21 protein-coding genes are annotated in these 26106 nt (G+C 68.0%); 16 read left to right on the top strand and 5 right to left on the bottom strand.

The features are described 5' to 3' along the window. Nucleotides 1–259: 259 nt before the first annotated feature. The 3 genes from AC1RQG_RS10705 to dapC form a co-directional block, all read right to left on the bottom strand. On the bottom strand, nucleotides 260–1411 hold the full coding sequence (locus AC1RQG_RS10705) for a PilT/PilU family type 4a pilus ATPase (protein ID WP_493131064.1): 1152 nt from the start codon (nucleotides 1409–1411) through the stop codon (nucleotides 260–262). Between the two features lie 84 nt (nucleotides 1412–1495). Continuing rightward, nucleotides 1496–2323 carry a 2,3,4,5-tetrahydropyridine-2,6-dicarboxylate N-succinyltransferase gene (dapD, locus tag AC1RQG_RS10700; RefSeq protein WP_493131062.1) on the bottom strand — a complete coding sequence of 276 codons (828 nt, stop codon included), beginning with the start codon at nucleotides 2321–2323 and terminating at the stop codon, nucleotides 1496–1498. A 14-nt stretch (nucleotides 2324–2337) separates the two neighbouring features. Next, entirely contained in the window at nucleotides 2338–3552 is a 1215-nt protein-coding gene (gene dapC, locus AC1RQG_RS10695) for a succinyldiaminopimelate transaminase (protein ID WP_493131060.1), read from the bottom strand. A 779-nt stretch (nucleotides 3553–4331) separates the two neighbouring features. Between dapC and AC1RQG_RS10690 the strand changes: the two genes are divergently transcribed. From AC1RQG_RS10690 to AC1RQG_RS10620, 15 genes are all read left to right on the top strand, one after another. Next, on the top strand, nucleotides 4332–5954 hold the full coding sequence (locus tag AC1RQG_RS10690) for a methyl-accepting chemotaxis protein (RefSeq protein WP_493131058.1): 1623 nt from the start codon (nucleotides 4332–4334) through the stop codon (nucleotides 5952–5954). A 306-nt stretch (nucleotides 5955–6260) separates the two neighbouring features. Beyond that, the gene (locus AC1RQG_RS10685; protein ID WP_493131056.1) at nucleotides 6261–8078 is read left to right on the top strand and encodes a DUF1302 domain-containing protein; all 1818 of its coding nucleotides are present in this window, start codon (nucleotides 6261–6263) and stop codon (nucleotides 8076–8078) included. Nucleotides 8079–8099: 21 nt separating this feature from the next. Next, nucleotides 8100–9452, top strand: coding sequence for a DUF1329 domain-containing protein (locus AC1RQG_RS10680; RefSeq protein ID WP_493131054.1), 1353 nt, complete (start codon nucleotides 8100–8102; stop codon nucleotides 9450–9452). Nucleotides 9453–9571: 119 nt separating this feature from the next. Then, a complete protein-coding gene (locus AC1RQG_RS10675; protein ID WP_493131052.1) occupies nucleotides 9572–10555 on the top strand; it encodes a WD40/YVTN/BNR-like repeat-containing protein in 984 nt (327 codons plus the stop codon). 109 nt (nucleotides 10556–10664) lie between these two features. Continuing rightward, nucleotides 10665–13064, top strand: coding sequence for an efflux RND transporter permease subunit (locus AC1RQG_RS10670; RefSeq protein ID WP_493131050.1), 2400 nt, complete (start codon nucleotides 10665–10667; stop codon nucleotides 13062–13064). Further along, nucleotides 13064–13294, top strand: coding sequence for a recombinase family protein (locus AC1RQG_RS10665; RefSeq protein WP_493131365.1), 231 nt, complete (start codon nucleotides 13064–13066; stop codon nucleotides 13292–13294). The genes AC1RQG_RS10670 and AC1RQG_RS10665 overlap by 1 nt, the downstream gene beginning before the upstream one ends. A 16-nt stretch (nucleotides 13295–13310) precedes the next feature. Then, nucleotides 13311–14951 (top strand): 3-(methylthio)propionyl-CoA ligase, encoded by a 1641-nt coding sequence (locus AC1RQG_RS10660; RefSeq protein ID WP_493131048.1) that lies wholly within the window; start codon nucleotides 13311–13313, stop codon nucleotides 14949–14951. A 24-nt stretch (nucleotides 14952–14975) separates the two neighbouring features. Next, nucleotides 14976–15560 carry an RBBP9/YdeN family alpha/beta hydrolase gene (locus tag AC1RQG_RS10655; RefSeq protein ID WP_493131363.1) on the top strand — a complete coding sequence of 195 codons (585 nt, stop codon included), beginning with the start codon at nucleotides 14976–14978 and terminating at the stop codon, nucleotides 15558–15560. A gap of 98 nt (nucleotides 15561–15658) precedes the next feature. Beyond that, nucleotides 15659–16639, top strand: coding sequence for a quinone oxidoreductase family protein (locus tag AC1RQG_RS10650; protein ID WP_493131046.1), 981 nt, complete (start codon nucleotides 15659–15661; stop codon nucleotides 16637–16639). A 10-nt stretch (nucleotides 16640–16649) separates the two neighbouring features. After that, nucleotides 16650–17498, top strand: coding sequence for a TauD/TfdA dioxygenase family protein (locus AC1RQG_RS10645; RefSeq protein WP_493131044.1), 849 nt, complete (start codon nucleotides 16650–16652; stop codon nucleotides 17496–17498). A gap of 47 nt (nucleotides 17499–17545) precedes the next feature. Beyond that, on the top strand, nucleotides 17546–18598 hold the full coding sequence (locus tag AC1RQG_RS10640) for a beta-keto acid cleavage family enzyme (RefSeq protein ID WP_493131042.1): 1053 nt from the start codon (nucleotides 17546–17548) through the stop codon (nucleotides 18596–18598). A gap of 81 nt (nucleotides 18599–18679) precedes the next feature. After that, nucleotides 18680–20014, top strand: coding sequence for an MFS transporter (locus AC1RQG_RS10635; RefSeq protein WP_493131040.1), 1335 nt, complete (start codon nucleotides 18680–18682; stop codon nucleotides 20012–20014). Next, nucleotides 20011–20682, top strand: coding sequence for a DsbA family oxidoreductase (locus AC1RQG_RS10630; protein ID WP_493131039.1), 672 nt, complete (start codon nucleotides 20011–20013; stop codon nucleotides 20680–20682). The genes AC1RQG_RS10635 and AC1RQG_RS10630 overlap by 4 nt, the downstream gene beginning before the upstream one ends. Continuing rightward, complete coding sequence (locus tag AC1RQG_RS10625) at nucleotides 20679–21005, top strand: Rieske (2Fe-2S) protein (RefSeq protein ID WP_493131037.1); 327 nt, start codon at nucleotides 20679–20681, stop codon at nucleotides 21003–21005. The genes AC1RQG_RS10630 and AC1RQG_RS10625 overlap by 4 nt, the downstream gene beginning before the upstream one ends. Then, nucleotides 21002–22012, top strand: a complete 1011-nt coding sequence (locus AC1RQG_RS10620) for a YeiH family protein (RefSeq protein WP_493131035.1) — start codon at nucleotides 21002–21004, stop codon at nucleotides 22010–22012. The genes AC1RQG_RS10625 and AC1RQG_RS10620 overlap by 4 nt, the downstream gene beginning before the upstream one ends. Before the next feature lie 64 nt (nucleotides 22013–22076). Here the strand turns inward: AC1RQG_RS10620 and AC1RQG_RS10615 are convergent, their stop codons facing one another. Next, the gene (locus AC1RQG_RS10615; RefSeq protein WP_493131033.1) at nucleotides 22077–23096 is read right to left on the bottom strand and encodes an AraC family transcriptional regulator; all 1020 of its coding nucleotides are present in this window, start codon (nucleotides 23094–23096) and stop codon (nucleotides 22077–22079) included. Between the two features lie 187 nt (nucleotides 23097–23283). Next, entirely contained in the window at nucleotides 23284–23868 is a 585-nt protein-coding gene (locus tag AC1RQG_RS10610; RefSeq protein ID WP_493131031.1) for a hemerythrin domain-containing protein, read from the bottom strand. Between the two features lie 454 nt (nucleotides 23869–24322). On the opposite strand from AC1RQG_RS10610, the gene AC1RQG_RS10605 reads away from it, so the two are divergent. After that, the gene (locus AC1RQG_RS10605) at nucleotides 24323–26077 is read left to right on the top strand and encodes a methyl-accepting chemotaxis protein (RefSeq protein ID WP_493131029.1); all 1755 of its coding nucleotides are present in this window, start codon (nucleotides 24323–24325) and stop codon (nucleotides 26075–26077) included. The last annotated feature ends 29 nt before the right edge of the window (nucleotides 26078–26106 follow it).

Genomic DNA, 26106 nt, shown 5'->3' with positions numbered 1-26106 from the left:
CGGATGCCGGCGCAGCGAAACCCGTTAGGATACCATGGCTGGCGGGCCGGCAGTGGCCGGACCGTCCGGCGCGCACGTGGCGCGGGCCTGGCTTCGCCCGGCCGGGGCGGACAATGCGGGGCGCGGCCGGCTCGGACATTGCGAGGAGCGGCCGGCGCAGGCATGGCGAGGAGCGGCCGGCGCAGGCATTCCGAGGCGCAGCCGGCGCAGGCATTGCGAGGCGCGGCCGGCGCAGGCTTTGCAAGGCGCGGCCGGCGCCTCAGGTGTTGAGCGTGAATTCCGTGAACGAGGTGTCGGCGGCCGGCTTGGCGGGCGCTTCCGGCTCGGCGTCGGCCTGGGCCAGCTTGCTGTCCGGGCCGTTGTTGAGCAGCCAAAGCAGGTTGGTGGCCGAGTCGGCGTTGGCCAGCGCTTCGTCCTGGCTGATGGCGCCCTCGTTGACCAGCTTGAGCAGCGAGTGCTCGAACGATTGCGAGCCGGGCGACATGCTGTTGTCCATCGCCTCCTTGATCTGGCCGATTTCGCCCTTCTCGATCAGGTCCGCGATGTGGCGCGTGTTGAGCATCACCTCCACGGCGGCCGTGCGCATGCCGCCGTTGATCGAGCGCACCAGGCGCTGCGACACGATGGCCTTGACGGTGGACGCCAGGTCCTGCAGCAGGGCGGGGCGGTTCTCGATCGGGTAGAACGAGATGATGCGGTTGAGCGCGTTGTAGCTGTTGTTGGCGTGCAGCGTGGCCAGCACCAGGTGGCCGGACTGGGCGTAGGCCAGCGCGGCGGCCATGGTTTCCTTGTCGCGGATCTCGCCGATCAGGATCGCGTCCGGCGCCTGGCGCAGCGAATTGCGCAGCGCCGTGGCGTAGTCCTTGGCGTCGCTGCCGATCTCGCGCTGGTTGACGATGGACTTCTTGTTCTTGAACAGGTACTCGATCGGGTCTTCGAGCGTGAGGATGTGGCCGGGCCGCAGTTCGTTGCGGTGGTCCAGCATCGAGGCGATGGTGGTGGACTTGCCCGATCCGGTGGAGCCGACCAGCAGCAGCAGGCCGCGTTTTTCCATGATCAGGTCCGACAGCACGGGCGGCAGCCCCAGTTCGCCCAGCACGGGGATGGTGGCCGGCACGAAGCGGAACACGGCCGAGATGCTGCCGCGCTGGCGGAACGCCGACAGCCGGAAGCGCCCCAGGTTGGGCACCGAGATGCCGATGTTGAGCTCATTCTCGCGCTCCAGTTCCGCCATCTCGGCCGCGCTGCACACTTCCGACAGCAGCACCGTGATGTTGTCCGGCTCCAGCTTCTGCTGGTTGATGGGGATCAGGTTGCCGTTGATCTTGATGTGGACCGGGGAATTGACCGCGAAGAACATGTCCGACGCGTTTTTTTCCTTCATCAGCTGGAACAGGCGCTCCATGGCCATGGCGTTCTCCTCGTGTGGTGCGGTCGGGCGCCGCGCGCGCGGTGCGTGTGCAGCCGGGTGCGCGCGGACTTTTAAGTGCTGGCCTTAGATGCCGCGCAGCAGTTCGTTGATGCCGGTCTTGGCGCGGGTCTTGGCGTCCACGCGCTTGACGATCACGGCGCAGTACAGCGAGTACTTGCCGTCGTCCGAAGGCAGGTTGCCCGACACGACCACCGAGCCGGCCGGCACGCGGCCGTAGGTGACCTCGCCCGTGGCGCGGTCGTAGATCTTGGTCGACTGGCCGATGTACACGCCCATCGAGATCACCGAGTTCTCCTCCACGATCACGCCCTCCACGATCTCGGAGCGGGCGCCGATGAAGCAGTTGTCCTCGATGATGGTGGGGTTGGCCTGCATCGGCTCCAGCACGCCGCCGATGCCCACGCCGCCCGACAGGTGGACGTTCTTGCCGATCTGGGCGCAGGAGCCGACGGTGGCCCAGGTGTCGACCATGGCGCCTTCATCGACGTAGGCGCCGATGTTGACGTAGGACGGCATCAGCACCACGTTCTTGCCGATGAACGAACCGCGGCGGGCCACGGCCGGCGGCACCACGCGGAAGCCGCCCTTGGCGAAATCGTCGGCCGTGTAGTTGGCGAACTTGGTGGGCACCTTGTCGTAGAACTGCATGGTGCCGTCCGACGGCATGGCCACGTTGTTCTCCAGGCGGAACGACAGCAGCACGGCCTTCTTGACCCACTGGTTGACGATCCACTCGGCGCCTGGTTTCTCGGCCACGCGGATGGTGCCCGCGTCCAGGCCCGCGATCACGTGCGAGACGGCGTCGCGCAGTTCAGCGCTGCCGTTGGACGGGTTGATGTTGGCGCGGTCTTCCCATGCCTGGTCGATGATGTTCTGGAGTTGTTGGCTCATGATGTGGTTCGCTTTTAGGGATTCAGGGTTTTGCAGAATTGGACGATGCGCCGCGCCGCCTCCAGGCCTTCCTCGGTGCCGGAGACGAGCGCCATGCGGATGCGGTTGCGGCCCGGATTGAGGCCGTGCGCCTCGCGCGCCAGGAAGCTGCCCGGCAGTACCGTGACATTATATTCGGCGTACAGGCGTTGCGCGAATTCGGTGTCCGACAGGCCGGTGCGGCTGACGTCGGCCCACAGGTAGAAGCCGGCGTCGGGCAGCTCCACCTCCATCACCTCGCGCAAGAGCGGGGTGATGGCGGCGAATTTGGCGCGGTATTGGGCGCGGTTCTGTTCGACGTGGGTCTCGTCGTTCCAGGCCGCGACCGACGCAGCCTGCACGGCGGTGCTCATGGCGCTGCCGTGGTAGGTGCGGTACAACAGGAATTTCTTCAGCACCTGGGCGTCGCCGGCCACGAAGCCCGAGCGCATGCCGGGCACGTTGGAGCGCTTGGACAGGCTGGAGAACACCACCAGGCGGGCGTACGGGCGCTCCACCGTGGACAGGCCCAGCATGTGGGCCGCCTGCAGCGCGCCCAGCGGCGGTTCGTCGCCGTGGTAGATCTCGGAATAGCACTCGTCGGCCGCGATGATGAAGTCGTAGCGTTCGGACAGCGCGAACAGGTGTTCCCAGTCCGTCAGCGTGAGCGTGGCGCCGGTCGGATTGCCGGGCGAGCAGACATACAGCAGGCGCACGCGCTGCCACACGTCGGCCGGCACGCTGTCGTAATCGCAGCCGAAGTTGCGGGCCGGGTCGGAGTTGACGAAGTAGGGCGTGGCGCCGGCCAGGTAGGCCGCGCCTTCGTAGATCTGGTAGAACGGGTTCGGGCACACCACCAGCGAGCCGGCGGCCGGGTCGATCACGGTCTGGGCCAGCGCGAACAGCGCCTCGCGCGAGCCGTTCACGGGCAGCACCTGGGTGGCGCGGTCGAGCGCCGGGATGCCATAGCGTCGTTCCAGCCAGCCGGCGATGGCGCCGCGCAGCGCCTCGGTGCCGAGCGTGGTCGGGTAGTTGGCCAGGCCGGCGATGTTGTCGATCAGCGCCTGCTGGATGAACGGCGGCGTGGGGTGCTTGGGTTCGCCCATGCCCAGGCTGATGGCCGTGTGCTGGGGATTGGGCTGGACCTGGCTGAACAGCTGGCGCAGTTTTTCGAACGGGTAGGATTGCAGCTTGTCGAGATGTGGATTCACGTGGCGGACCAAAAAGCGGAGCAGTGTTAAAAACGCGCGGCGCGAACGGCAGGACGGCGCGAGCGGCGGAACAGCGCGGCGATGGGGACGACATGGCCGCCGGGCTCGGTTCAACTTTCCATTATAGCGTCTGCGGCAAGAGTTGGTGGGGCGCCGCGCGGCGCCGGGCAAGATGGTGCTTTTGCATCACCCGGCCGGGCAACGATCTTGATTTGCGGAATTATTATGAATTATGTGATACGAATAATTTTGCTCCAGCCATAATCTGCCGATCAGTGTGCTGGACAGGGACGGGCTTATGCGGCGCCGCGCCCTCTCTGGATTCCTTTCTGATTCTGCTCCTGCTCTTTTCTGCTTTCTTCTATTTTCGCCGGTAAGCGGAAAACAGGGGAAAGCAGGAGAAAGCAGAAGAAAACAGGGGCGGGAATAGAAGCTTTGCCACACGGCGCTGGAACGGCGCGCGGCCTGCTCGTACTTGCGCGTCTGGTAATAACAATACTAAATGTAAGGGTATTTCGCTTCCCATGACAACGATTTGCCAATTGCCGACATGGTGTGCGCCACGCCACAGCGACCGTTGACAGCGCGCCACCAGCGGGCGGACACTGCTCTTGCTGCGCGGAAAACAACAACTCAAAGCAAATAGCCGCGTGGCCGGCGGTGCGGCCGGTTCGGGCCGCCCGCGCCGCCGCCATCCATCGCCCGCGCCTGCCACGACCGTGCAGCGGCGCCCACCGAGCGCCCGTGCGGCGCGCCGGCCCGATCATCAGGGGACGAACATGCGCACCAATTTGCCGGTAAGCCAGCGCGCTTACACCTTCCCCGCCGACCAGACCATCGTGTCCGTGACCGATACCAAGGGCCGCATCGTGTACTGCAACCCCACCTTCGTGGACATCAGCGGCTTCACGCACGCGGAGCTGATGGGCCAGCCCCACAACATCGTGCGCCACCCGGACATGCCGGCCGAGGCCTTCCGCGACCTGTGGGACACGCTGCGCGAAGGGCGGCCGTGGAGTGGCCTGGTCAAGAACCGGCGCAAGAACGGCGACCATTACTGGGTGCTGGCGCACGCCGCGCCGATGATGGACGGCGGCCGCGTGACGGGCTACCTGTCGGTGCGCACCGCGCCCGATCCGGCCGCCGTGGCCATGGCCGAACAGCTGTACGCGGAGATGCGGGCCGACGCGGCCAGCGCCAGACCGCGCATCACGCTCCACCACGGCCGCGTGGTGCGCGGCAGGGCAGGGCGGCTGCGCCGGCTGCTCACGCCGTCCACGCGGGGCCGCATGCTGGCGCTGCAATTATTGGCGGCGGCCGGCCTGCTGGCGCTGGGGCGGGCCGGCCTGCCGCTGTGGTTGCAGGCGGCCGGCGCGGCGCTGGTGGCGGCGGCCGTCACGGCCCGCATCTGGCACCTGAACGTGGCGCCGCTGCGCGCCGTGCTGCGCGACGCCAACCAGCTGGCCGCCGGCGATCTGGCCCATCGGGTCGGCACCGGCGCCAGCGGCATGGCGGGGCAGTTGCAGCGGGCCTTGCTGCAGATGTCGGTCAACCTGCGCGCCGTGGTGCGCGATGTGCGCGACGAGGTCGATCATCTGCGCACCAGCGTGCACGATATCGCGGCCGGCAACGCCGACCTGTCGGCCCGCACCGAGGCCCAGGCGGGCAGCCTGCAGCAGATGGCCGCCGCGCTGGCGGCCATCAACGACAAGGTGCGGCACGGCGCGCACGCCGTCGGCGAAGCCACCGGCCTGGCCGGCCAGACGGGCGCCGTGGCGCACCGCAGCGACGCGGCGGTGGACGCGGCGGCCCGGGCGATGACGGATATTTCCGCCTCGTCCAGCCATATCGGCGAGATCATCCACCTGATCGAGTCGGTGGCGTTCCAGACCAATCTGCTGGCGCTGAACGCGGCCGTGGAGGCGGCCCGCGCCGGCCCGGCCGGGCGCGGCTTCGCCGTGGTGGCCACGGAGGTGCGCACGCTGGCCCAGCGCACCTCGGCGGCGACCCAGCAGATCAAGCAGCTGGTGGCCGAATCGGCCGACCACGTGCGCCAGGGCGCGGGCCGCACGGACGAGGCGCGCGCCCGCATGCGCGAGGCCGTGCAGTCGGTGACGGAGCTGGCCTCGGTGTTGGGCGGCATCAGCGAGGCGGCCCAGCTGCAGCAGGCCAGCATGGCCGAAGTGCACGCGGCCATCGGCCATATCGACGCCATGACGCAGCAGAACGCGGCGCTGGTGGAGCAGCAGCTGGCCGCCGCCGGCGCGCTGTGCGAGCAGGCCGACAACGTCAACGATTCGGTGCGCATCTTCCGCCTCAAGGCAGGCGAGGCCACCGTGGCCGAGGCGGACGCGCCGGCCCTGCGCCGCGCCGCGCGCACCGCGCAGGCAGGCCAGGTGTAAGCGGCCCGCGCGGGCCGCTGTGCATCGGACGCCACACACCGGCGTGGTGTCACGAAATGCGAAGTGCACGTCGTGAAATGGAAACAGTGTTTTTCTCTTTCGATCCTATGATGAGTCATCGCTGACCCGGACCGGACAACATAGCCCGGCCAGGACAGCGGGGCTCAAACGATGAGGAGACAGCATCATGCCCACGCCCCCTCGCCAGTTGACGCATCCGCCTTCAGCCACGGAGTTGCCGCCCAAGCGGCAAGCAGCACCGTACCAGCAGCGTTCATTACAACAAAATAGAGGAGCAGGCGCAGCATGAAACCAGCAAAAACCCACCATCCATTGGCGTTGACGGCACTGGCAGCGGCCTTGTGCGCGATCGGCGCGGCCCACGCGGCGGAACTGGACACGGGCAATCCCGATGTCGCCATCCGCTTCGACAACACCGTCAAACTCAATGTCGGCCAGCGCGTGAACGGCCAGAAGGAGGCCATCCTGAAGTCGGCCAACTACGACGACGGTGACCGCAACTTCAACAAGGGCCTGGTGTCCGAGCGGATCGACTGGCTGTCGGAACTGGACATCGTGTTCCAGCAGAAGATGGGCATGCGGGTGTCCGCCGCGGCCTGGTACGACCGCGCCTACGACCAGTTGGACAACACCAACGTGGCCAGCTCCAACCACCGCGAGAACGGCAAGGCGGCGCTGGGCATGTCCGACTACGCCAAGCGCTACCACCGCGGCTCGGGCGAGATCCTCGACGCGTTCGTGTTCTCCAATTTCGAAGTGGCCGACATGCCGGTCAACGTCAAGCTGGGCCAGCACACGCTGTACTGGGGCGAGAGCCTGCTGTCGCCGATCCACGGCGTGAACTACGGCCAGTCGCCGGTCGACCTGCTCAAGGGCTACTCGGTGCCGGGCACGGACGCCAAGGAACTGTTCCTGCCGCGCCAGGCCATCTCGGCCCAGTCGTCGATCACGCCGGAGCTGGGCATCGCGGCCCAGTACTTCTTCAACTGGAAACCGGCCCGCCTGCCGGAATCGGGCTCCTTCCTCGGTTTCTACGACTACGCGTTCCAGGGCGCCGAATCGTTCTACCTGGGCCCACTGGGCGCGCCGGCCATCCGCCGCGAAGACAGCCGGGCGCCCAACACGGGCGACTGGGGTCTGGCCGCGCGCTGGAGCCCCGAGTGGCTGGACGGCACGGCCGGCGTCTATGTCCGCCGCACCTCGGACCTGCTGCCGCAGGCGAACGTGCGCCTGGCCGGCCTGCCGGCGGCCCTGTTCGGCCCCAACGGCGCGGCCGTCTGCAAGGCCGCCATTCCGGGCGCCGCCGTCGTCGGCAACAACTGCCTGTTCTATCCGAGCACGCTGGGCGGCACCAGCCAGTACCAGTTCGAGTACGCCAACCACATCGACGTGCTGGGCTTCTCGCTGTCCAAGAGCGTGGCCGGCATCGCCGTCGGCGCCGACCTGTCGTACCGCCGCGACATGCCGATCTACAGCACGCCGGCGCTGCTGATGCCGGTGGGGACCAGCCCGGCCATCGTGGCCGCGCTGAACGCCAAGGTCAATCCCACGCTGGTGGTGAAGGCGGCCGATCTGCCGCAGCAGGGCGAGGTGAGCGGCGCGCGCGGCAACACCATCCACGGCGTGCTGAACTTCCTGGGCACGATGGCCAAGACGCCGCTGTCCGACTCGGCCACCTGGGCCACGGAGCTGGTGTGGAACCGCGTGGCCAGCGTCACCCAGGGCGCGCAGTTCTACCGCGGCCGCGACGACTACAAGGGCGTGGACAAGGTCACGCACGACTACTTCGGCCTGGCCCTCACGTTCACCCCGACCTGGTTCCAGGTGCTGCCGGGCGTGGACATGTCGGCCCCGCTCAGCTACTCGGTGGGCCTGAAGGGCAACTCCGGCGTGCAGGCCGGCGGCAACAAGGGCGCCGGCAACTACGCGGCCGGCGTGGCGTTCGACGTGCGCCAGAAGTACCGCTTCGACATCAAGTACGTCAATTTCTTCGGCCCCCTGGTCACCGACCCGGCCAGCGGCGCCATCACGTCGTTCGGCGGCGTGACTTCGCTGCTGAAGGACCGCGGCTTCCTCGCCGCCACGTTCAAGACCACGTTCTGATAACAGACAGGAGACAACACCATGTTCAAACTCACCATCATGGCCGCCGCGCTGGCGGCGGCAGCGGCCGCGCAAGCTGGCGTGTCGCCGGAAGAGGCCAAGCAGCTGGGCACCACGCTGACGGCCGTGGGCGCCGAGAAGGCCGGCAACAAGGACGGCACCATCCCTGAATACACGGGCGGTCTGACGGCCGCGCCGGCCGGCTTCGTCAAGGGCAGCGGCATCCGTCCCGACCCGTATGGCGCCGACAAGCCGCGCCTCGTCATCACCGGCAAGAACCTGGCCGGCCAGGAAGACAAGCTGACGGCCGGCACCCGCGAGCTGCTCAAGCGCTTCCCCACGTTCCGGGTGGACGTGTATCCGACCCACCGCCCCGTCACGCTGCCCAAGGCGCTGCTGGAGAACACGGCCAAGAACGCCGTCAACGCCAAGACCGTCGATGGCGGCGTGGGCGTGGAGAACGCGCTGGCCGGGGTGCCGTTCCCGATTCCGAAGAGCGGCTACGAGGTGATGTGGAACCACCTGCTGCGCTATCAGGGCCACGCGCTGACCACCAAGTATGAATCGTGGAACGTCGATTCGTCCGGCGTGCCCAGCCTGGCCACGGCCGGCGAGATCTACGAGGAATTCCCGCTGTCGGACCCGAAGCACACGGAAGTGGCCAAGCAGACCGACGTGTTCTTCCGCACCAAGCTGACCTACCTGGCGCCGGCCCGCCGCGCCGGCGAGGGCTTGATGGTGTTCGACGCCGTCAACGCCGCTGCCCAGCCGCGCAAAGTGTGGCAATACCTGCCCGGCCAGCGCCGCGTGAAGCTGGCGCCGGACGTGGCCTACGATACGCCCAACCCCGGTTCGGCCGGCGCCTCGACCTACGACGACGCCTGGGTCTTCAACGGCGCGCTGGACCGCTTCGACTTCAAGCTGATCGGCAAGAAGGAGATGATCGTGCCCTACGGCGAGTACAAGCTGTTCGCCGCCAAGGTGTCGGCCGACGTCACCAAGCCGAACCACCTGAACCCGGACTTCGTGCGCTGGGAACTGCACCGCGTGTGGGTGGTGGAAGCGACGCTCAAGCCGGGCAAGCGCCACATCTACAGCAAGCGCGTGTTCTACATCGACGAGGACAGCTGGGTGGCGCTGGCTTCGGACCAGTACGACGCGCGCGGCCAGTTGTACCGCTCGTCGTTCGATCACCTGATCTACGCCTACGACGCGCAAGCGACCTACACGGGCAACCATGTGATCTACGACTTCGTGAGCGGCGCCTACAACCTGACCGGCATGTCCGGCCCGTATGGTGGCCTGAAGTACATCGACGCGCTCAAGCCGAACCAGTGGTCGCCTGAAGCGCTGGCCGGCTCCGGCGTGCGCTAAGGCCGCGGTGGCCGCGCCGGGCGCGCGGCCACCCGCCACTTGTTTCCATTTCTCGTTTGACTGCCGGCGGGCGACCCGTATCGCCGTGGTGGCTGGCAGTCTTTTTTTGAGAGTTCCACATGAACCGATTTTCACGCGCCGCCGCCGGCGCACTGGCGGGTGCCGTCCTGCTGATGGCGGCACCGGCCCAGGCGGCCCCGTTCGCCGACCCGCTCGACACGCCGGCCATGGCCAGCGCATTGGCGCCGCGCGCCTTGCTCAACGGGCTGGCCCACGCCGGCGCGCGCATCGTCGCCGTCGGCCAGCGCGGGCACGTGCTGTATTCGGACGACCAGGGCGCGCACTGGCGCCAGGCCAGCGTGCCGGTGTCGACCGACCTGGTGGCGCTGGTGTTCCCCACCGAGCGCGAAGGCTGGGCCGTCGGTCACGATGGCGTGGTGCTGCATAGCGCCGACGCGGGCGCCACCTGGGAACGCCAGTTCGACGGCCGCAAGGACGCCGAGGTCGGCGACAAGCCGCTGTTGGACGTCTGGTTCGATGACCACGGCCACGGCTTCGCCGTCGGCGCGTTCGGCCTGGCGCTGCGCAGCGACGATGGCGGCAAGAGCTGGCAGCACTGGGAGAGCCACATGGACAATCCCAAGGCGCTGCACCTGAACGCGATCCGCGCCGTGGGCGGCGCGCTGTACATCGTGGGCGAACAGGGTCTGATCCTCAAGCGCGGCGCCGACGGCGAACGCTTCGAGGCCGTGCCGTCGCCGTATCAGGGCAGCTTCTTCGGCGTGACCGGCGCCAAGGACAGCCTGCTCGTGTTCGGCCTGCGCGGCACGGCACTGCACAGCGCCGACGGCGGCAAGCACTGGGAGCGCGCCACCACCGGCACCCAGACCGGCTTGACGGCAGGCCTGGCGCTGGCCGACGGCTCGTTGCTGCTGGTGAGCCAGTCCGGCCAGTTGCTGCATAGCGCCGACGGCGGCGCCACGTTCCAGGCACTGGCCGAGGTCAAGCCGGGGCCGGCGTCGGCCGCGCTGGTGGCCGCACCCGGGCAGTTGCTGATCGCGGGCGCGCGCGGCGCGCGGCTGCAGGCGCTGGCCACGAAGTAGACGCACCGATTTCATCACGAAGCACGCATCATGAAGCAATGATCACGAAGCAAATACGCAGATCAGAGCCGGGCACACCTGGCCGACCAACTTAACGAGGAACGAGACAATGGACATGTCAACCGACGGGATCGACGCCATGCCGGTGGTGCGCGATCTGGCGCATTTCGACCAGCGCTCCGGCAATCTGCTGGAGCGGCTGGTGTTCAACAACCGGCTGTGGATGATCGTGCTGTGCGCGGTCATCACGCTGGTGCTGGGCGCGCTGGCGGCCACCCGGCTGCACCTGAACGCCAGCTTCGAGAAGATGCTGCCGCAGGGCCAGCCCTACATCCAGAACTACCTGCACAACAAGGACGCGCTGCGCGGCCTGGGCAACTCGCTGCGGGTGGTGGTGGAGAACCCGCAGGGCGACATCTTCGACCCGCGCTACCTGGAGGCGCTCAAGCAGGTCAACGATGAACTGTTCCTCACGCCGGGCGTGGACCGGGCCTGGATGAAGTCCATGTGGACCCCGTCCGTGCGCTGGAACGAGGTGACGGAGGAGGGCTTCCAGGGCGGCCCCGTGATGCCGGACGGGTATGACGGCTCGCCGCGCAGCGTGGAACAGCTGAAGATCAACATCGCCCGTTCCGGCATCGTGGGCAGCCTGGTGGGCAACAACTTCAAGTCGACCATGATCTTCGTGCCGTTGCTGGACAAGGATCCGGCCACCGGCAAGGCGATCGACTATTCCGCGCTGGCGCACGCCATCGACAAGACGGTGCAGGCGCGCCAGGGCGGCGCCTATCCGGTGCGCATCCACGTGATCGGCTTCGCGGAGCTGATCGCCGAACTGCTGGCCGGCATGGCCAAGGTCATCATGTACTTCGGCGTGGCCGCGCTGGTGGCCACGGCCGTGATCTTCGCCTACACCCGCTGCGTGCGCTCCACCGTGCTGGTGGTGGCGTGCTCGCTGGTGGCCGTGCTGTGGCAACTGGGGCTGGTGGCGGCCTTCGGCTTCGAGCTCGATCCGTTCTCCATCCTGGTGCCGTTCCTGGTGTTCGCCATCGGCGTGTCGCACGGCGCCCAGAAGATGAACGGCATCATGCAGGACGTGGGCCGTGGCACGCACCTGCTGGTGGCGGCCCGCTACACCTTCCGCCGCCTGTTCCTGGCCGGTCTGACGGCGCTGCTGGCCGACGCCGTCGGCTTCGCCGTGCTGATGACGATCGACATCCCCGTGATCCGCGACCTGGCCATGACCGCCTCCATCGGCGTGGCGGTGCTGATCTTCACCAATCTGCTGTTGCTGCCGGTGCTGCTGTCCTATGTGGGCGTGTCGGCCGCCGCCGCCAAGCGCTGCATCCGCGAGGAGCATGACGAGGAGACTGGGCGCGGCCTGGGCAAGCTGTGGCTGATGCTGGACCGCTTCACGGAACCGCGTTGGGCCGGCGCCACCGTGGCCGTCGCGCTGGCGCTGGCCGTCGGCGGCTTCATCGTCAGCACCCACCTGAAGATCGGCGACCTCGATCCGGGCGCGCCCGAACTGCGCGCCGAGTCGCGCTACAACCGCGACAACGCCTACATCACGGCCAATTATTCGCTGTCGTCCGACCAGTTCGCGGTGATGATCAAGACCGCGCCCGAAGGCTGCCTCAAATACGAGACCCTGATCGAGGCGGACCGCCTGGCCTGGACCTTGCAGCAGGTGCCGGGCGTGCAGACCACCGTGTCGCTGGCCGACGCCGTGCGCCAGGTCACGGCCGGCACGTCCGAGGGCAGCCCGAAATGGCTGACCATCTCGCGCAACCAGGATGTGCTCAATTACGGCGCCCAGCAGGCCTCCGTCAACAACCCGGATCTGTTCGACCGTGCCTGCTCGCTGATGCCGGTGATCGCCTATCTGGCCGACCACAAGGCCGAAACGCTGGAGCGCGTGGTGCAGGCGGCCGACGCCTTCGCCAAGGCCCACAACGGGCCGGACCGCCAGTTCCTGCTGGCCGCCGGCAGCGCCGGCATCGAAGCGGCCACCAACATCGTGGTGCGCGAGGCCAACCACAAGATGCTGCTGTACGTGTACGCGGCCGTGATCGTGCTGTGCTTCGTCACCTTCCGCAGCTGGCGCGCCGTGCTGGTGGCCGTGCTGCCGCTGGTGCTCACCTCCATCCTGTGCGAGGCGCTGATGGTCATGCTGGGCATGGGCGTGAAGGTGGCCACGCTGCCGGTGATCGCGCTCGGCGTCGGCATCGGCGTCGATTACGCGCTGTACCTGGTGTCGGTGCAGCTGGTGCAGCAGCGCCAGGGGCAGTCGCTGGCCGAGGCCTACCGCCACGCGCTGCAGTTCACGGGCAAGGTGGTGGCGCTGGTGGGCGTGACGCTGGCCGCTGGCGTGGTGTGCTGGGCCTGGTCGCCCATCAAGTTCCAGGCCGACATGGGCATCCTGCTCACCTTCATGTTCACCCTGAACATGATCGGCGCGCTGGTGCTGGTGCCCGCGCTGTCGCACTTCCTGCTGCGTAAGGCGTGATGCCGCCTGACTCGCCATCCACTTGCCCCGCGGCCCCGCCGCCGGAGCCGGCCCTGGTGGCCGAGCTGCGGCGGCTGCGGGCCGCCGGCGCCTCGTTCGGCGCCATCGCCGCCGCCATGAACCGGCGCGGCCTGCGCGGCCGCATGGGCGGGCGCTGGTTCCCTGCCACGGTGCGCCAGTACCTGCAGCCCGCCGCGCCCATGGCGGCGCGCAAGAATTCAGTCAAATAAAACCAAGGAGTCTGCAATGCTAGGCCTGATGCAACATCAATCGTTGCTGGTGTCTTCGCTGATCGAACACGCCTGTCTCAACCACCCCGAACGCGAAATCGTCTCGCGCTCCAGCGAGGGGCCGCTGCAGCGCAGCACCTACGGCACCGTGGCCCGGCGTGCGCGCCAGATGGCCAACGCGCTGACGCGGCTGGGCGTGCAGCCCGGCGAGCGGGTGGCCACGCTGGCCTGGAACGGCTACCGCCACATGGAGCTGTACTACGCCGTCTCCGGCATGGGCGCCGTGCTGCACACGATCAATCCACGCCTGTTCGCCGAGCAGATCACCTACATCGCCAACCACGCCCAGGACCAGTACCTGTTCTTCGATATCGGCTTCGCCGCCCTGATCGAACAGCTGGCGCCCACCATGACCGGCGTGAAGGGCTTCATCGCCATGACGGACCGCGCCCACATGCCGGCCGCGAACATCCCCAACCTGCTGTGCTACGAGGAGTTGATCGCGGACGAGAGCGAGCAGTACGCATGGCCGGAGTTCGACGAGAACAGCGCCGCCACCCTGTGCTACACGTCCGGCACCACGGGCCACCCCAAGGGCGTGCTGTATTCGCACCGCTCGACCGTGCTGCACGCGATGGCCGTGTGCAGCACCGATGGCCTGGCCGTGTCGGCCGCCGATTCGGCGCTGGTGGTGGTGCCCATGTTCCACGTGAACGCGTGGGGCATGCCGTACGCGGGCGCGCTGTGCGGCGCCAAGCTGGTGCTGCCCGGCCCGCAGATGGACGGCAAGAGCATTTATGAGCTGATGCGCGACGAGCGCGTGACGCTGTCGCTGGGCGTGCCGACCGTGTGGCTGATGCTGTTCCGCCACGTGGAGACGCAGCAGCTGGACCCGCGCGCGGAGCTGTGCATGACGCGCTGCGTGATCGGCGGCGCGGCCGCGCCCTTGTCCATGATCGAGCAGTTCGAGAGCCGCTTCGGCGCCACCGTGATCCACGCGTGGGGCATGACGGAGATGTCGCCGCTGGGCACGGTGTGCAAGCTGCTGCCCAAGCACGCGGCGCTGCCGGCCGCCGAGCGCCACAAGCTGCAGATGAAGCAGGGCAGGGCGGTGTTCGGCGTGACGCTGAAGATCACGGACGACGACGGCAACGCGCTGCCGCACGACGGCGTGGCGTTCGGCCACCTGAAAGTGCGCGGCCCGTGGATCGCCAGCGGCTACTTCGGCGGCGAAGGCGGCCAGGTGCTCGACGAACAGGGCTACTTCGACACCGGCGACGTGGCCACCATCGACGCGGACGGCTACATGCTCATCACCGACCGCGCCAAGGACGTGATCAAGTCCGGCGGCGAGTGGATCTCGTCGATCGACCTGGAGAACGCGGCCATGGACCACCCGGACGTGGCCGAGGCGGCCGTGATCGGCATCGCCCACCCGACCTGGCAGGAGCGCCCGCTGCTGGTGGCCGTGCGCAAGGCCGGCCGCGAGGTCACGCGCGATGAATTGCTGGCCCACCTGGAAAGCCGGGTGGCCAAGTGGTGGCGGCCGGACGACGTGGTGTTCGTCGAGGAATTGCCGCACACGGCCACCGGCAAGCTGCAGAAGATGAAGTTGCGCGAGATGTTCCGCGACTACCGCCTGCCGGGCCAGAACTGATTTCAACGCGAACAGGAAGACATGATGACCACGAAAACCACTCCTACGCTCCTGATCGTTCCCGGCCTGCGCGACCACGTGCCGCAGCACTGGCAAACCCTGCTCCAGGCCGGCACGCCCGGCGCGCGCTCGGTGCCGCCGCTGACGGAAAATGGCCTCAGTTGCGCGGCCCGCGTGGAGGCCATCGAGCGCGCGCTGGCCGACATCGACGGCCCCGTGATCCTGGTGGCCCACAGCGCCGGTGTGCTGATGGTGGCCCACTGGGCGGCGCGCCACAAGCGTCCCATCCTGGGCGCGCTGCTGGTCACACCGCCCGACCTGGACGCCAGCTGGCCGGCCAACTACCCGCAGCCGGACACGTTGCGCGAGCACGGCTGGTCGCCGCTGCCGCGCACCCGGCTGCCGTTCCCCAGCATCGTGGCCGCCAGCAGCAACGACCACCTGGCCAGCCTGGAGGCCGTGCATGCGATGGCGGCCGACTGGGGCAGCCAGGTGGTGGAGCTGGGCGCCGTGGGCCACCTCAACCCGGCCGCCGGCTACGGGCCGTGGCCACGGGCCGAGGCGCTGATCGCGCAAGTGCAGCTTTTGGCCCACTCTGTCGTCAAATGAAAAGTCACTGTCGCCCTATGCATGGTTGGGGCAATTCGCCCCGACTATACTGAAATCACAGTAGGCAAGGCGTTACAACAAATCCGAGGAGAACCAACATGGCAAAAGCAGTGCGTTTCAATGCGACCGGCGGACCGGAAGTGCTGTACCTGGAAGATGTGGAAGTGGGCCAGCCGGGTCCCGGCGAAGTGCGCGTGCGCCATGTGGCGGTGGGCCTGAACTACGCCGACACCTACTTCCGCAACGGCACCTATCCGGTCCCGCTGCCCAACGGCATCGGCGTGGAGGCGGCCGGCGTGGTGGTGGCGCTGGGCGAGGGCGTGACCGGACTGGCGCTGGGCGACCGCGTGACCTACACGGGCTTCCTCAACACGCTGGGCGCCTACAGCACCGAGCGCGTGATCTCGGCCGCGCCGCTGATCAAGCTGCCCGAGACGATCGCCTTCGAGACGGCGGCCGCCATGACCATGCGCGGCCTGACCTCGGCCTACCTGATGCGCCGCATCCACGACTTCCGCGCCGGCGACACCATCCTGCTGCACGCGGCCGCCGGCGGCGTGGGCCTGATCGTGTCGCAATGGGCCAAGCTGCTGGGCCTGACCGTGATCGGCACCGTGTCCACCGCCGCCAAGGCCGAGATGGCGCTGATGCACGGCTGCGACCACGTGATCAACTACAGCACCGAGGACGTGGCCAAGCGCGTGCGCGAGATCACGGGCGGGCGGGGCGTGGACGTGGTGTTCGACAGCGTGGGCAAGAACACCTTCATGTCCTCGCTCGATTCGCTGCGCAAGCGCGGCCTGATGGTGTGCGTGGGCACGGCCTCCGGCCCGATCCCGCCGTTCGACCCGGTGCTGCTGGCCATGAAAGGCTCGCTGTTCCTGACCCGTCCCGCGCTGGCCGACTACATCGCCGATCCGGCCGAGAAGGCCGAACTGGCGGGCGAACTGTTCGACCACGTGGGCGCCGGCCGCATCAGGATCGAGATCAATCAGCATTACCCGCTGGCCGACGCCGTCCAGGCGCACCGCGACCTGGAATCGCGCAAGACCACCGGCTCGTCCATTTTCGTGATCTGAGGAGAACGCCATGCGAGTGGAACAACTGACCTGCGCCATCGGCGCCGAACTGTCGGGCATCAAGCTGGAACAAGCCATCCATGACGACGGCCTGTTCGCCGAACTGCGCTCGCTGCTGCTCAAGCACCGCGTGCTGTTCCTGCGCGACCAGGACTTCAGCCGCGCCGAACACGTGGCCTTCGCGCGCCGCTTCGGCGAGCTGGAAGACCATCCGGTGGCCGGCAGCGATCCGGAGAATCCCGGCCTGGTGCGCATCTACAAGAACCCGGACCAGCCCAACGACCGCTACGAGAACGCCTGGCACGCCGACACCACCTGGCGCGCCGCGCCCCAGTTCGGCGCCGTGCTGCGCTGCATCGAGTGCCCGCCCGTGGGCGGCGACACCATGTGGGCCAACATGGCGCTGGCCTACGAGCGGCTGCCGGAGGACGTCAAGCAGCGCATCGACGGCCTGCGCGCGCGCCACAGCATCGAAGCGAGCTTCGGCGCGGCCATGCCGATCGAACGCCGGCTGGCGCTCAAGGCCCAGTTCCCGGACGCCGAGCACCCGGTGGTGCGCACCCATCCCGAGACGGGCGAGAAGATCCTGTTCGTGAACGCCTTCACCACCCACATCACGAACTACCACACGCCCGAGCGCGTGCGCTTCGGCCAGGACGCCAATCCCGGCGCGGGCAACCTGCTCAGCTACCTGATCAGCCAGGCCTACGTGCCCGAGTTCCAGGTGCGCTGGCGCTGGAAGCCGAACAGCGTGGCCATCTGGGACAACCGCTCGACCCAGCACTACGCCGTGATGGACTACCCGCCCTGCCACCGCAAGATGGAGCGGGCCGGCATCGTCGGCGACGTCCCGTACTGAACACCGCACACATAAAAACACACGTACCCATTCATTAGGAGACCAGCATGCAATTTCTCGACGATTCCCTGCACCCCGAGAACCAGGACAAAGTAGTCATCACCGTGGCGCCGTACGGCCCCGAGTGGGCGCCGGAGGACTTCCCGGAAGACATCCCGGTGACGATGGAGGAACAGGTGCAGAAGGCCGTCGACTGCTACAACGCCGGCGCCACCGTGCTGCACCTGCACGTGCGCGAACTCGATGGCAAGGGCTCCAAGCGCCTGTCCAAGTTCAATGAGCTGATCGCCGGCGTGCGCGCCCGCGTGCCCGACATGATCATCCAGGTCGGCGGTTCGATCTCGTTCGCGCCGGAGGACGACGGCCAGGCCGCCAAGTGGCTGAGCGACGACACGCGCCACATGCTGGCCGAACTGGACCCCAAGCCGGACCAGGTGACGGTGGCCATCAACACCACCCAGATGAACATCATGGAGCTGCTCTATCCCGAGTATCTGGCGGGCACCTCGCTGGCCTCGCCCATGATGCACGCGGCCTACAGTGAAATGACGGTGCCGGCCGGTCCGGCCTGGGTCGAGGAGCACCTGCGCCGTCTGCAGGCGGCCAACATCCAGCCGCACTTCCAGCTGACCGGCATGCACGCGCTGGAGACGCTGGACCGGCTGGTGCGCCGTGGCGTCTACCACGGCCCGCTGAACCTGACCTGGATCGGCATCGGCGGCGGCTTCGACGGCCCCAATCCGTTCAACTTCATGGACTTCATCCGCCGCGCGCCGGAAGGGGCCTGCATCACGGCCGAATCGCTGCTCAAGAACGTGCTGCCGTTTAACATGATGTCGATGGCGATGGGCTTCCATCCGCGCTGCGGCATCGAGGACACCATCGTCGGCCAGCACGGCCAGCGCATGTCGTCGGTCGAGCAGATCGAGCAGTGCGTGCGCGTGGCCCGTGAACTGGGCCGTGAAGTCGCCAACGGCAAGGAGGCGCGCGCCATCTACAAGATCGGCGTGCAGTACAAGGATGCCGAGGAGACGCTGCGCATGAACGGCATGGCGCCGAACCGCCAGCCCGGCCAGAAGAACGTGCCGCTGCGGACCTGATCCCGCAACCGGAGCCGGTGCTGGTGCATAATGCCAGTGCCGGCTTTTTTTTCATCTCGTGAAACGGATTGAAGGCAGATCATGGCTTATCACACTCCCTCCGACGACGGCCTGGCCGACGACAACCCCAACGTGCCGCGCTACTACGCGTGGATCGTATTCGCGCTGAGCTTTGGCCTGCTGATCTCCGACTACATGTCGCGCCAGGTGCTCAACGCCGTGTTCCCCCTGCTGAAAGTGGAATGGCAATTGAGCGACGCCCGGCTCGGCCTCCTGAGCGGCATCGTGGCCCTGATGGTGGGGCTGCTCACGTTCCCCCTGTCGCTGCTGGCCGACCGCTGGGGCAGGGTGCGCAGCCTGGCCCTGATGGCCGTGCTATGGAGCCTGGCCACGCTCGGTTGCGGGTTGGCGCAGGACTACAACCAGATGTTCGCGGCCCGCTTCCTGGTGGGCGTGGGCGAGGCGGCCTACGGCAGCGTGGGCATCGCCGTGGTGCTGTCCGTGTTCCCCAAGCATATGCGGGCCACGCTGACGGGCGCCTTCATGGCCGGCGGCATGTTCGGCTCCGTGCTGGGCATGGCGCTCGGCGGCGGCATCGCGGCCCACGTGGGCTGGCGCTGGGCGTTCGCCGGCATGGCCCTGTTCGGGCTGACGCTGGCCGTGCTGTACCCCATCATCGTCAAGGAAGGCCGTATTTCGCCGCGAGGCGCCGCGAGCGCCAGCGGCGGCGCGGACGGCAAGCCGGCCCGCCTGCCACTGGGCAGCCTGTTCGGCAGCCGTTCCGTGCGGGCGGCCTACGTCGGCAGCGGCCTGCAGCTGTTCGTGGGCGGCACCTTCATCGTCTGGATGCCCAGCTTCATGAACCGCTACTACGCCATGGGCGCCGACCGCGCCGGCGCCGGCGCGGCGGCCGTGGTGCTGGCCAGCGGCGCCGGCATGGTGTTGTGCGGGATGCTGAGCGACCGCCTGTGCCGCCACTCGCCGCCACGCAAGATCACGCTGGCCATCGCCTACTGCCTCGGTAGCTGCGTCCTGCTGTCGGTGGCGTTCGCCATGGCGCCGGGCGCCTTGCAACTGGCCCTGATCGGGGCCGGCATGTTCCTGGCCGCCGGCACCACCGGGCCGGCCGGCGCCATGGTGGCCAACCTCACGCACCGCTCCATCCACGGCACCGCGTTCGCCACGCTGACGCTGGCCAACAACCTGCTGGGCCTCGCGCCGGGGCCGTTCCTGACCGGCGTGGTGGCCGACCACCTCGGCCTGGCCACGGCGTTCCGGCTGGTGCCGTTGCTGAGCATCGCGGCGGCCGCCGTGTTCTGGTACGCGCGCCGGCACTACGCGCACGACGCGAGTTGCGCCGCCGCGGCGGCAGCCGCCTTGGCGGCGCGTGCGCCCGCCGTGGAGGTGCGGGCATGACGCGCGTACTGCAAATCGAGGTGGGGTTCGACGTGATCTGCCCCTGGTGCCTGATCGGCATGCGCAACCTGCAGGCCGCCATCGCGCGCCTGCGCGTGTGCGCGCCCGAGGCGGCCGTGCACGTGCGCTGGCGCGGCGTGCAGTTGCTGCCCAACGTGCCCGACGCCGGCTGGCCGTTCATGGAGTTCTACCGCCAGCGTCTGGGCGGCGACGCGGCCGTGCGGCGGCGCCAGGCCCAGGTCAGCGAGGCGGCGGCGGCCGCCGGCGTGCACATCGACTACCAGCGCATCCGCAACATGCCCAACACGGCCAACGCCCACCGTCTGCTGCAACACGCGGCGTTGAACGGCAGCGCGGCCCAGCGCGACGCCTTGCTGGAACGGCTGTTCACCGGCTACTTCCAGCGCGGCGAGGACGTGGGCGACCCCGCCGTGCTGCTGACGCACGGCCTGGCCTGCGGCATGGAGCGCGCCGACATCGCCGCGCTGATGCTGGGCGCGGCCGTGCCGTTCCATGCTCAAGGCGAGGGCAGCGGCAATGGCGGCGTGCCGTACTACGTCGTCAACGGCAGGCTGGTGGCCAGCGGCGCCCAGCCGCCCGAGGTGCTGCTGGCGGCCATGCTGGCCGCGCTCGAAGTGGCGGATGCGGCCGACGCGGTGGCGCCATGAGCCGGCGCGTGGCGCTGACGGCGGCCCAACTGCCGCCGGACGGCGGGCGCGCCATCGTGCGTATCGACGGCCGTTGCGTGGTGCTGTTCCATGTCGATGGCGCCTACCACGCCATCGAGGACGGTTGCCCGCACCAGGGTTCGTCGCTGGCCGGCGGCAAGCTGGACGGCATGTATGTGCGCTGCCCCGCGCACGGCCTGCGTTTCCACATTGGCACCGGCTGCCTGGCCAACGTGCCGGAGATGAAGGTGGCCGTCTATCCGATCACCGTTGTAGCGGACGGCGTCTACCTGACGCTGCCCGGCGAGGAGAGCGCAGCATGAATCCCACCTTCTTCTCCGGCCTGAACGTGCGCGTGCGCCAGCTGGCGCCCGGCTTCATCGTCAGCGCCATGGTGGCGGCGGCGGCCAGCTTCCTGTCCGAGCACTACGGCGCGCCCGTGATGCTGTTCGCCCTGTTGCTTGGGATGGCGCTCAACTTCCTGTCGGGCGAAGGGCAGTGCAAGCCAGGCATCGAATACACGGCCCGCACCATCCTGCGGCTGGGCGTGGCGCTGCTGGGACTGCGGCTCACGCTGGCCCAGATCGCCGCGCTGGGCTGGAAGCCGGTGGTGCTGGTGGTGGTGGTCGTCACGGTGACGATCCTGGTGTCGGTGCTGGTGGCCCGGCTGCTCGGCTTCAACCAGCTGTTCGGCATGTTGACGGGAGGCGCCACGGCCATCTGCGGCGCCTCCGCCGCGCTGGCGCTGGCGGCCGCGCTGCCGGCCCATGAACAAAAGGAGAAGGCGACCTTGTTCACGGTGATCTGCGTGTCGGCCCTGTCGACGACGGCCATGATCGCCTATCCCATGATCGCCAGCTTCTTCGCCTTGTCGCCGTTGCAGGCCGGCGTGTTCCTGGGCGGGACCATCCACGACGTGGCGCAGGTGGTGGGGGCCGGCTACAGCATGTCGCGCGAGACGGGCGACGCCGCCACGGTCGTCAAGCTGATGCGGGTGGCCATGCTGCTGCCGGTGATCCTGTGCGCGGCCCTGATCACGCGGGCCCAGGGCGCGCAGGCGGGCAGCGCACGGCCGCCACTGTTGCCCGGTTTCGCCGTGGGCTTCTTCGTGCTGGCCTGCATCAACAGCACGGGCTGGGTGCCGGCCGCCGTGCAGCACGCGGGCAACGAGGCGTCGCGCTGGGCGCTGGTGATCGCCATCAGCGCGCTGGGCATGAAGACGCAATTGAAGGAGCTGGCCGCCGTCGGCATCAAGCCGATCGCGCTGATGGTGGGCGAGACCGTGTTCCTGGCCGCGCTGGTGATGGGGCTGATGCGCTGGGCCACATAAAAAAACCGGGGTCAGGTCATGAATCCGCGCAACTTGCGTGGATTCATGACCTGACCCCGGTTTTTTAGACGGGCGGTTGGTAGGGCTTGCCGTGCGTGCCGCGCCAGGCGGCCGGCGTTTCGCCGAACTGGCTGGCGAACCAGCGCGTGAAGCTGCTCGGTAGCGAGTAGCCGAGCAGGTCGCCGATGCGGACCAGCGAGTAGCTGGGGTTGTTCATGTAGCGCTGCACCAGCTCGCGCCGCACTTCGTTGATCAAGTCGCTGAAGTTGGCGTCGCATTCGCCCAGCCGCCGCTGCAGCGTGCGCACGTTCATGCCCAGCGCCTGCGAGATCTGTTCGATCGTGGCCCGTCCCATCGGCAGCAGCAGGTAGATCGCCTTGCGCACCTCGTGCGAGATGGACGGTTCGCCCTGGTCCTGCAGCGAGTCGACGAAGCGCTGCGCGTAGCGGGCCATGGCCGGATCGGCGTTCGGATTGGGCGCGTCGAAGTTGGCGGCCGGGCAGGCGATGCCGTTGAATTCAGCCCCGAACTGCACCTGGCAGCCGAACAGGCGGCGGTGCAGCCGCAAGTCGTCCGGCGCGTCGTGCGTGAAGTTGACGCTGACGGGCCGCCAGTGCTGGCCCAGCAAGGTGGCGCACATGCGCGCCATCACGCCGATGGCCAGTTCGTTGGACTGGCGGCATGGCACCGGATCGTCGTTGACCACTTCCTCGCGGATGATCACCAGGTCGCCCGCTTCCTCCACATACAGCGCCAGCGAGCGGTTCAGCAGATGGCGGTACTGCACCAGCACCTGCAGCGCGTCGCGCAGCGTGGGCTGGTGCGACAGCAGCAGGCTGACGGCGCCCAGGTCGGAGAACTGGCGCGATTCGGCCATGCGCAGGCCGAAGGTCTGGCAGCCGCTGTCGGTGGCCGAGTTCTCCAGCAATTGCACGGCGCTGCTGATGGGGATGGGCTGCTCGGGGTCCTGCAGCATCTTGCGGTTCAAGCCTACCCTGGCCAGTTCGGCCTGCGCGTTCAGGCCCAGGTGCTGGGCCACTTCCAGATAGTTGGTCAGTACGGCGGCGCGAACCAGGGTGGGCATTGTCGGAGCTTTCCTTCGGTGGACGGCGTGCCGGCGGCGCGCGCGGGCCGCTCAGGGCCGGCTCTGATTGTAGGGGCTTGCGATGCACCATGCAATGCACTGTGCGCGTGGCGCGACAGCGCAAGCGAAATATTCGAATGCGTGCAAGTGGCGCTTGACAATTGACGCCACGCGTCACCGCAGGCACTCAGTGCTGGCCGGGCTGGGCGTGCACGATCAGCTGGTAAAGACGCGAGAAGTTATTCTGGATCGGGGCGCCCGTGAGCGGGTCGCCGTTGGCGGAAAACGCCAGGTCGATCACGATCCAGTCGGCTTCGGTGAGGTGGTGCAGCGCGGCCGGCAGCACCACGTCCTCCTCCAGCCGCATGTGCTCGAAGAAGAACCTGCCATATTCCTCCGCCAGCAGGCGCAGCGCCGGCAGCGCTGGCGCGCCCTGGAACTCATAGCGCGCCAGCGCGTGTTCCAGTTCGCGCGTGAGCGCGGTGCCGCGCACGTGCTGGCGCGTCAGTTCGTCCAGTGTGCTGTCGACATCGTGGGTGCGCTGGCGCAGCCGGGCGAACAGGTGCTCCTCCTCCTTCGGATGGTGGACCCGCTCGGGATAATCGATCACATACAGCAGCATGGCGCGCATGATCTTGAGGTCGGCCGGCGTGTTGCCCTGACCGAGCGCGCGCACGAACTGCTGCATGCAGTGGATCACGGCCGTGAGGTTGGTGTGCTCCTGCTGGATCAGGCGGATGACGTTTTCCCGGGGCGGTTGGCGGGTGTACATGACGGTTTCCTTGGCCACAATACTTGAGCATACAAGGACTATAGGCCGGACTAACGAAAATTTATCTGATCCAGGTCAAGCCACGCCAGTCCGATTGTGTCAGGGGCGCAGACGGGCAGACCGGGCGATGTGGGTTTTGCGAGGCGCCAATTGATGCTCTTCATGCCACAAAATTTCCTCAGTGCATAATTTTATTTTTGACCACCATACTTGCATGTCGCAAGATTCGCATGGGTTGAGACGCAAGCTTCCCCTTGATCTGCCTGGTCTGCGCTCGCACAAGCAGAAATTCGATCAACGTCAATGCCCGTCATTGGGCCGTTGCAGACGCGCCCACAGGTGACTTTTCGAGACAATTTTGCCGTACGGAATCCTCTAAGATCGCTGCATGTCGTCCGATAGGCAATGGCCGCTGGGCCGCCGGGACGTGGATCGCAGTGTTCGGGAGGTGGGCATGAAAACGCGTAACATGGGGGTCGCGACGCGGCTGGGACTGGGCTTTGGCGTGGTGTCGCTGCTGCTGATGGCGATCATCGGACTGGCGCTGTCGAGCATGAGCCAGATCCAGCAGCGGCTGGACGATATCACCAAGGTCAACGACGTGGAGACCAAGCTCGCCGCGGCCATGGACTTGACGGTGACGGAACGGGCGCTCGCCCTGCGCAACCTGATCCTGCTCAAGGAAGCCAAGGAAATCCAGATCGAGGTGGACCGCCTGGCCGCGCAGGCCAGGAAATACGCGGCGGCGCAGGACAAGCTGGGCCAGATGTTCACCAAGGCCGGCACGTCGGCCGAGGAAAAGGACTTGCTGGAGCAGATCCGCAAGCAGGGGCAGCTGGCCTTGCCCTTCATCGACAAGGCGGCCGCGCTGGCGCTGGAGCAGAAGCAGGACGAGGCTTACCAGCTGCTGCGCTACCAGTTCCGTCCCGTGCAGAAGGCGTGGTGGGATCTGCTGCGCCGGCTGATCGCGGTGGAGGAGAAGCAGAACGACACGGCCACCGCCGACGCGGCGACCGCCTACTCGGCCGCCCGCACCCAGATGCTGGTGATCGGCGCGCTGGCGCTGCTGGCCAGCGTGGCGGCGGCCCTGCTGATCACGCGCGGCGTGGTGAGCCAGCTCGGTTGCGAACCCGCCGAGGCGGCGGCCATCGCCGGCCAGATCGCGGCCGGCAACCTCTCGATCGCCATCGACACCCGTCCGGGCGATGACCACAGCCTGCTGCACGCGATGAAATCCATGCGCGACAGCCTGGCGCTGATCGTCAGCCAGGTCCACAGCAGCACGGAGACCATCGCCACGGCGGCCGGCCAGATCGCCTCGGGCAACCTCGATCTGTCCTCGCGCACCGAGCAGCAGGCCGGCACGCTGGAGGAGACGGCGTCCTCGATGGAGGAGCTGACCAGCACCGTGCGCATCAACAGCGACCACGCGCGCGCCGCCAACGGGCTGGCCGTGTCGGCGTCCGACGTGGCCGAGCGTGGCGGCGCCGTGGTGGCCCAGGTGGTCGACACCATGGCCGCCATCGACCATTCGGCCCACAAGATCGGCGACATCATCGCCGTCATCGACGGCATCGCCTTCCAGACCAACATCCTGGCCCTGAACGCGGCCGTGGAGGCGGCGCGGGCCGGCGAACAGGGACGCGGCTTCGCCGTGGTGGCCACCGAGGTGCGCAACCTGGCCCAGCGCTCGGCCGCCGCCGCCAAGGAGATCAAGGAGCTGGTGGGCGATTCGGTGAACAAGGTGGAGGCGGGCAACCGGCTGGTGGAGCAGGCCGGATCGACCATGCACGAGGTGGTGCACAGCGTGCGGCGCGTGACGGAGATCATGTCCGAGATCATGGCCGCCAGCCAGGAGCAGTCCAGCGGCATCGAGCAGATCAACCAGGCCGTGATGCAGATGGATTCCGTGACCCAGCAGAACGCGGCGCTGGTGGAGGAGGCGGCGGCCGCCGCCCAGGCCATGCGCGACCAGGCCAACAACCTGACCGAAGTGGTGGGCATCTTCCGGCTGGAGGCGGAGGCGGGACGGCCGCTGCTGCCGCAGGCGCCCGCCGTGCAGGCGCTGCCCAAGCCGGCGGCGCCGGCCAGGGTGGCCAAGGCCACGCGCGCATCGACGCCCGCGCCAGCGCCCGCGCGGCGCGCGCTGGCCGCCAGTGGCGCGCGCCGGACAGCGGCCCCCGTCGACGAGGAGTGGGAGCAGTTCTGACAGGGACCACGGTGGTCCATCCAACACGA

The sequence above is a fragment of the Rugamonas sp. GW822-FHT03B10 genome (assembly GCF_058801745.1).
This window is presented reverse-complemented; position numbering and strand designations above follow the sequence as displayed.